8 protein-coding genes are annotated in these 7,044 nt (G+C 42.2%); 1 reads left to right on the top strand and 7 read right to left on the bottom strand.

Features of this window, described 5'->3' with window-relative positions:
* Positions 1-107: 107 nt before the first annotated feature.
* From FZ041_RS14105 to FZ041_RS14090, 3 genes are all read right to left on the bottom strand, one after another.
* Entirely contained in the window at positions 108-1,316 is a 1,209-nt protein-coding gene (locus tag FZ041_RS14105) for a tyrosine-type recombinase/integrase (RefSeq protein ID WP_149190030.1), read from the bottom strand.
* A 904-nt stretch (positions 1,317-2,220) separates the two neighbouring features.
* Positions 2,221-3,336, bottom strand: coding sequence for a Fic family protein (locus FZ041_RS14095; protein ID WP_149190029.1), 1,116 nt, complete (start codon positions 3,334-3,336; stop codon positions 2,221-2,223).
* A 60-nt stretch (positions 3,337-3,396) separates the two neighbouring features.
* Positions 3,397-3,612, bottom strand: a complete 216-nt coding sequence (locus FZ041_RS14090; RefSeq protein ID WP_149190028.1) for an Ada metal-binding domain-containing protein — start codon at positions 3,610-3,612, stop codon at positions 3,397-3,399.
* A gap of 112 nt (positions 3,613-3,724) precedes the next feature.
* Here FZ041_RS14090 and FZ041_RS14490 point away from each other — a divergent pair, with 112 nt between their 5' ends.
* A complete protein-coding gene (locus FZ041_RS14490; protein ID WP_187626394.1) occupies positions 3,725-3,901 on the top strand; it encodes a hypothetical protein in 177 nt (58 codons plus the stop codon).
* A gap of 140 nt (positions 3,902-4,041) precedes the next feature.
* Here the strand turns inward: FZ041_RS14490 and FZ041_RS14085 are convergent, their stop codons facing one another.
* The 4 genes from FZ041_RS14085 to FZ041_RS14065 all read right to left on the bottom strand — a co-directional run.
* Complete coding sequence (locus tag FZ041_RS14085; protein ID WP_149190027.1) at positions 4,042-4,701, bottom strand: hypothetical protein; 660 nt, start codon at positions 4,699-4,701, stop codon at positions 4,042-4,044.
* 266 nt (positions 4,702-4,967) lie between these two features.
* Positions 4,968-5,636, bottom strand: a complete 669-nt coding sequence (locus tag FZ041_RS14075; RefSeq protein WP_149190025.1) for a DUF4145 domain-containing protein — start codon at positions 5,634-5,636, stop codon at positions 4,968-4,970.
* Between the two features lie 206 nt (positions 5,637-5,842).
* Complete coding sequence (locus FZ041_RS14070) at positions 5,843-6,355, bottom strand: hypothetical protein (RefSeq protein WP_149190024.1); 513 nt, start codon at positions 6,353-6,355, stop codon at positions 5,843-5,845.
* 46 nt (positions 6,356-6,401) lie between these two features.
* On the bottom strand, positions 6,402-7,044 hold a 643-nt coding region (locus FZ041_RS14065), incomplete at its 5' end, for an ImmA/IrrE family metallo-endopeptidase (protein WP_187626393.1).

Below are 7,044 nucleotides of genomic sequence, written 5' to 3'. Positions count from 1 at the left end.
ACTGTTTTATGGGGAAAGGGGCTTTGTGCCCATTTTTCAGCGGTTATTCTCTAAAAAGTAAAAAAAGGCATGAAAAAAGAAGGTGGACAAAATGCTTTTGCATTTTGTCACACCCTCTTTTGTCTGCAATTTGTCTGCATGATTTTATGGAAGAGCGAAGCTGTGTCTTGGTCTATTTTCTTGGTTGCATGGGTATATACATGCTCAGTGAGTTGTGTGGTTGACTGGCCCAGACGATTAGCGACACCTTTTATCGATGCCCCGGCTTCGACAAGGAGGGTAGCATGAGTATGGCGGAAGGAATGGGAGTTATATCCTTTGGCATTCAATTGCTTCCGTATGCAGTCTACGGAGTAGGAGTGCCCGTCGGATCTGGTGCAGACCAAATCGACTCTGGCTAGCGGCCCATTTGGCAGCCCTTTGGACATATTGCGTATCGTGCCGTCTGGCTCTTCGTAGACATATACATAATGCTCCCCATAGGCCAGCTCCTGCTCAGACTGGGTGGCTTTCCAGCTGGACAGTTCCCCGACCAGCTCCGGCGTTATAGTAAAGGTGCGCTGGCTGCTGCGGGTCTTGGGCGGGGTAATGCAATACTTCTTATCCTTAGCGATATAGCGGATCTGCTTGTTCACGGAAATTGTCATCTGCTTCAGGTCGATGTCCTGCCATCTAAGGCCCGCTACTTCAGCCACACGCATCCCTGTATTGTAAAGCAGCAGAGTAGGGATGTGCATGACATGGCCCATTGGAAAAGCCTCCATAAGTGCGGCAAATTCATGAGGCGCTATTATCCTGCGCTTGACCAGATCACGCGGTGCAGTGCGCGGCACTTTGATATACAACGCCGGGTTTGACTGTATCAAGTTGCTGGGGTACACGGCGTAGTTAAGGGCCTGCCGCAGGATGGCCAGGATAAGCTTTAATGATTTCTGGGCCAGCTCCTTACGAGTTAACTGGCGCATCCATCCGTCCAGCGCGGCAGGGGTTAGATCCTGTATGTCAATATCGCCCAAGAGCGGGGTGACATGGTACTTAATCATCTTTTGGTACTGGGAGAGGGTAGAAGCCCGAACATTAACGGCCGCCACGCCATGAAGCCAGTTATCCATATAGTCTTTTAGTGTTATATGGTCGCTGACAATACCAATGTTGCCATGCTTGAAATCTGCGTAGGCCTCTACGCCGGCATTATATGCCGCTTCCTTTGTCTTGAAGCCGCCTTTTTCCACAGTCTTTCTTTTGCCATTGACCTGACCTGCCTCAAAAATATAGCTGTATGTCCGGCCGCGTTTGCGTGTTCTGATTGTGGCCATATAATCAACTCCTTAAATTCAGTTCTTTTCAAGAGTGATTATACCACGGAGCAGGCAAGCCATTCCTGTGCCGATGCACAGGAATTATCGGGATAAAGGAAAAGCCCCCCGGTAGCTACTCCGAGGGGCCTTACTCATTGCTCGATATTTATTACCTTTAGCTACACCCATTATAGCATATCTTGATAATTTGGCAAGGATAATATACAATAGAGCATGCTGCGGATCATATCCCTTACCGTAGTGAAGGGAGGTGAGCTCGTTGTTCGATGATATTTATTACCTTTTTATGTCGGTCGTAGCAGGTGTAATCAGCTACTACATCTGCAAGTGGCTGGATCGGCAGTGACGCAGCAACAGCACCAATGCTCTGAATAGCTACCAGAGCGCAGGCCTGGCCGTATGGTCGGGCTTATTTTTATGGTTTCTTGCGGCCTTTGATTAGGGGCGCCTTCATTTTGAACTATTTCCATTTTGGAAATAGTTGCCTCGGGGCTCAGTTCCTGTTCGTCATATATGTTTTTGATGTGCTCGTCGATGGCCGGGGCTTGACGGCGAACAGCCAGATATGCATCGCATAGGGCATTCATGGTAAGCTTGGCGGTATCACCAGATTGTGCCTTTAATTCAGCCTCGTACTGGAGAACGGCAGTACCGGGTGCCACATGCTTCATCTTTATACGCTGGCATACTATCACCGGCCTTTCATGAATACGATTAAGTACTATTTGTGCGTATTTTTAGTTCTTAGCTGACCTGAAGAACCAAAAATAGGATTATTATGCTCTTAAGGTCCGCTAAGAACATAATATGCGTACTTTTGGGGCTTAGAGATGTTTAAGAACCAGAAAGTGCTAATTTTGGTTCTTAATACAAACTCAAGTAAAAGAAAACGATTCACAATTTAATCACGAACAATTTCAAGCAATTTTGTAAATATGTAATATGTCTTACGCTGACTGCCGCGTTTTTGAATATAACCTTTTTCTTCGAGTCGTTTTAATTCTGTACGAACGCTTGTATTTGGTAATCCTAATTGTTCAATAGCGATTTTAGGTTGTACTTTTAAGGCTTTGAACAACATGTCAACTAATGGGATCATGTCCGTTTTATTAACTGCAGTAGTCATTTCTTTATGAAGTTCTATGATCCTTTTGGAGGTTTCAATATGACGCATACTTTCGATTGCTACACCTTCAAAAAAGAAATCTAACCATTCTTTCCAGGCTTGTGTGCGATTTTGTCTATTCTCATTCCTAGAAATGTTGGATAGGCGCTCCTTATAGATATCATTATTTTCAGCAAAATACCTACTTATGTAAAAAATGGGGGCGGGAAGAACGGCTTTATGAAATAAAAGTAACGGTATCAAAAGCCGACCTACACGCCCATTTCCATCCTTAAAGGGGTGTATAATTTCAAATTGGGCATGCATTATTGCGGCTTGTAATAAATCAGAGATTTCGTCACTTGTTGACATATACTCGACTAAATTATCAATATATTCGTCAGTTAATACAGGTGGTAAGGGGGTAAAATTACCAAGATGCGTATTTTTTATATAATTTTGTTCGGTCTTAAATTCTCCGGGGTTCTTTCCAGCGCCTCGTACATTGTTTTTCATAAGGAGAATGTGTAATGATTTTATGAGTCCTTTGGAAATCCCTCTATCAGTTTGAGTCAGTTCGTCTTTGCCGTAATCAATAGCTGAACAATAGTTTTCGATTTCGACAATATCATTTTTTAACGTTTCATTATTAGTATCGTTAGTTACTACGTCATCAATAGTAGCAATAGTACCTTCAATTCTTGACGATAATACGGCTTCTTGCAGAGTAAGAGATGCTATTAAAATATCAGGGTTTGGTAAATTTTGGAGATACCCTATAAATTCGGATAGCTTACGTTCTTTAGCAATTAAGTTTCGTAAAAAACGCCGATCTAATGAAATAGCTGTGTCTAAGTCGTCTAATGGGAGTTTGTCGGGAATATGTGGGGTGGGAAAATCTGTAATATCCATATTTATATTTCCTTTCTGTAGTCGTCTAATATAGATAGCCGTCCATCCGGGCGGCTTATTTTACGGATTGCACCGCTTGCACGGTACATACCCTGCGGCAAGGGCATCGTCACGGGTGCTGAACTCAACGAACCTTTCCGGATGCTTTATCGTGGAGCAGCTGGAGTAGTGGAACTTCATCGACTTCGGGTTGCCAAGGTAGTCCGATGCCAGGGCAGGGGTAGCTATTGATACACAGACAGCGGCCAACGCGGCCAAAGCTATTTTCTTGAACATGGGAATCCTTCCTTTCATACAGCCGTCCATCCCCAGGCGGCTTATTTGTGCTGTTTTTGCAATAAAATGGTATAATATAGGCGATGACATTGCAGAAAGTGAGAGGGCGGTTATGATGCGAAAAAAACTCGGAAATCTTAATTTTATCGTAGCTGTTGGCCTGGTATTATTGGCCGGCAGGTCTTTGATTGGCGCTTCTACTGATGTCGCTACCACCGTAACAAATCTTTTATTGTTTGGCTGGGGTATCTTTTGTTGCGTGCGTGCAGACGAAAAGAACAATCAGTGATTGTATGAAGTTAAAGGAGGTGGGGAGAATGCAGTTATCCAAAAAGAAAGTACGGCTTATTAAGGCCATAAATCTAATGTTGCTAGTGACTATGTTCTTTTTATCAGATACCGTTACGGGAAAATTAGACTTGCTTCTAGTTATTGTTCTTCTTTACAGTATTTTAGATACGCCAGTAGACTCGAAAAAATAATTATCAAGCTGACACACCCTGTTTTTATTGCCGGATCTGTTGCTATTTCTTTTACGCTTTCTAGCCCGATGATGATTTCGGTACAGAATAACATATAAGCTTTAATATTGTCCGCAGAGTCGTCAGGGGTAGCTTGAATTGCGAGAGCATCCTCTGCCTGTTGACATAACTCTGGTTGATTTACTTCGAGATACTCAAAGGCTGGTAAAGTGCTGGCAACGTTTGGCATACCTACTTGTACTGTTGGAAATAAACGGCTCATTTGTTGGAGTTTTTCCTGCATTTTTATCAACTTGGGGATTCTGTTAATATGCTCCAGCGTTCTTTGATATTCAGTCATTGCCGCAGCCATAGACATATATGGTTGTTGGTACATTGCAACAGCCTCAATAGTGGGGTGGAATGCCGCTGCCGTTATAGCCTGTGCCTGCATAAGCGGAGCCGTAATGGCTGCAGTCTGCATAGCCAGTGAAGCATATGGCATCTGAATTGCGTTATGAAGTGCCTTTAGCGCTGGTGAATCACAGATGCGTTGGACAGTCTCCGCCATTTCGAAAATAGGATATGTATTTGTTGACAATCTTATATGGTCTTCAATGGTAGCCAATTATATCAACTTCTTTCGTACAGTCGTCCTTCGGGGACGGCTTATTTGTGCTGTTTTTGCAATAAAATGGTATAATATAGGTAAATATATTGCAGAAAGTGAGGTAACACTATGAATGAACGTAATGAACGTTTAGATCGCGCCGAAATAGTAAAGGTAATTCGTGTTACTTTAGCTAAAGGGGCTGGGAGTCCTGATGACCCCGTCCGGCAGGTTATACGATATTATGATACTGAGGGCACATTCATTGGAGAGGTAGACGATTATCAGCGTGGAGCTCGTGGTACTTTATCTGCTTCTTCTGCGGTTAGATAAGCAGAAACCATTAACGCTAAAGAATTTATGAAATTCTTTAAGTCAGTTATGTCGTAGTCAGGATGTTTATTTTCCATATGCGCATAATCATTTCCTAACCAAGCAGCACCACGAGCTAAAGCCTTTTCTTTATCATCAAGTTGGTTATAGCATTTTGCTAAATCAAGTTTCATTATTTCAGCTTCAGTTTTATCATAATGGTCGATTAAGTGCCGTTTTGTAAGCATTTCTAATGCCCTTCGATAGCCCATACCACAAAGCGGATTCAGATTATTGGCTTCTGCAATGACAGCTTGTCTATAAGCTTCCCAAAAATCTGGGTATTTTCCCCTTAGTATTGTGGGAAGGGAAATTTTAGGCTTTGATACTGGATAAACTGCTACGCGTCTTGATTGACCATTGCCAGATATCGTATATTTTGCATAAAATATATCGTCACAGTTAGGACAAAATAAGATTAGGTACGCATACATGAATACATCTGTACAGAGTTTAGTTGGGCGACGAAATAGTTTTCCTTCTATGCGGGGAGATAGTGATACTCCACAAAAGGGACATTTTGTAGGTAATTCTATTTGATATTTTACTCCAGTATCGATATTCTCAATTTCAGTAAACACTAATTACATATCCTTTCTTTACAGCCGTCCTTCGGGGGTGGCTTATTTGTGCTATTTTTGCAACAAAATGGTATAATGTGAGTAGATATGTTGCAAAAAGTGAGGAAACTTGTATGTGGATTTTAGAAAATCTGTTTTTAGCAATAGCTGCAGTGTTTATGGTCTACGCTTTGACCTGTGGTGTTACTACGGTGTTTTGCCGCGATTCAATTAAACAGCTTGTCAAAGAATACTTTGAGAGCCATAAAGGGCAAGACAAAAGCTGCAATGTAGAAAGAAAGCTCTACAATGAAGTGATAAAAATAGATGGGCCCCATACTCTTAAAATTGTCTTTAAAAAAGGAAATGGCATATTTAGTGATGATGTACCAGTCGCGAAAATAACCCTTTATCCCTCGGAAGATCACGACCAGCAATGAAAGCAACAAAATTATAATAGGTGGTGTCAGTGTTGCAATAGCAATAGCTTCTGTCAGTGAAAAGTCAAGGTTAAGGCCTATGGAAGTAAAAATAAAGCAAACTGCAGCAATATATCCAAATCTGAGCTGACTTTCCCTGCTAAAATTCGGCGGTAGTGGTACATATTCCAATATATTGACACAAAATTGATCAAAAACTACGCCTAGGTTGGCCTTTATCCGGTCAATAACGAATAATGCAACGATATTGGAAATGATGATAGAAACTGCTATAGTTTGAAAATTAGTATCAAAATTCAATTTTTAAGTACCCTCCTAGCCGTCCTTCGGGGCGGCTTATTTATTTTTAAATTCCTTTATGTTGCGCAACATCCGATGTATTACACCCCGCAAGAATCTGAGCGGCCGATACTGGACCGTGTATGAGCCCGATTCGTTGGCTCGTGCAGAGCCAGCTGATAAGGTTATATTCGTAACGATAAGCATCAACAAAACTATTGAAATCGGATTGCGTAGGCAGCTGTTTGAAGATGATGTCGTCGATTATTGGTTGATATTTTTTTTGTAAAGGATTCCAGTCAGAGGCTAGATTTTTGATTCCATAGTGATAGAAAGTGTTATGGCTACTGACAGCTATGTAATATGATGCCTCTTGACTCAGACGGAACAAGAACCTACAAAGTGCGTAGAAGGACATAGCATCGGTATAGCCATAGGCGCCAGTGACACCAGCTAACAGCCAGGGCGGAGCGAGAAGATATCGGGCAAAGCGGTTAGCTTCCGCTTCTATACGTTGGTTGGTATATTCATCCATGACCTGCCCCGAATGCAACTGATTAAGATGCCCGCAGAAATAATGGCCAAGTTCGTGAGCTAAGGTCCATTTCTTCCGCTCGATTCTCTGTGCTTGGTTGTAGAGGAGAACATATAGATTTTCCTCGGGAAGATAGATAATCTTACCCTCTAAACTGTGAAAATGCCTCTTAATT

Origin of the sequence: Pseudoselenomonas caprae (genome assembly GCF_008271345.1) — a bacterium.
GTDB classification, from domain to species: Bacteria; Bacillota; Negativicutes; order Selenomonadales; family Selenomonadaceae; genus Selenomonas_A; species Selenomonas_A caprae.
This window is presented reverse-complemented; position numbering and strand designations above follow the sequence as displayed.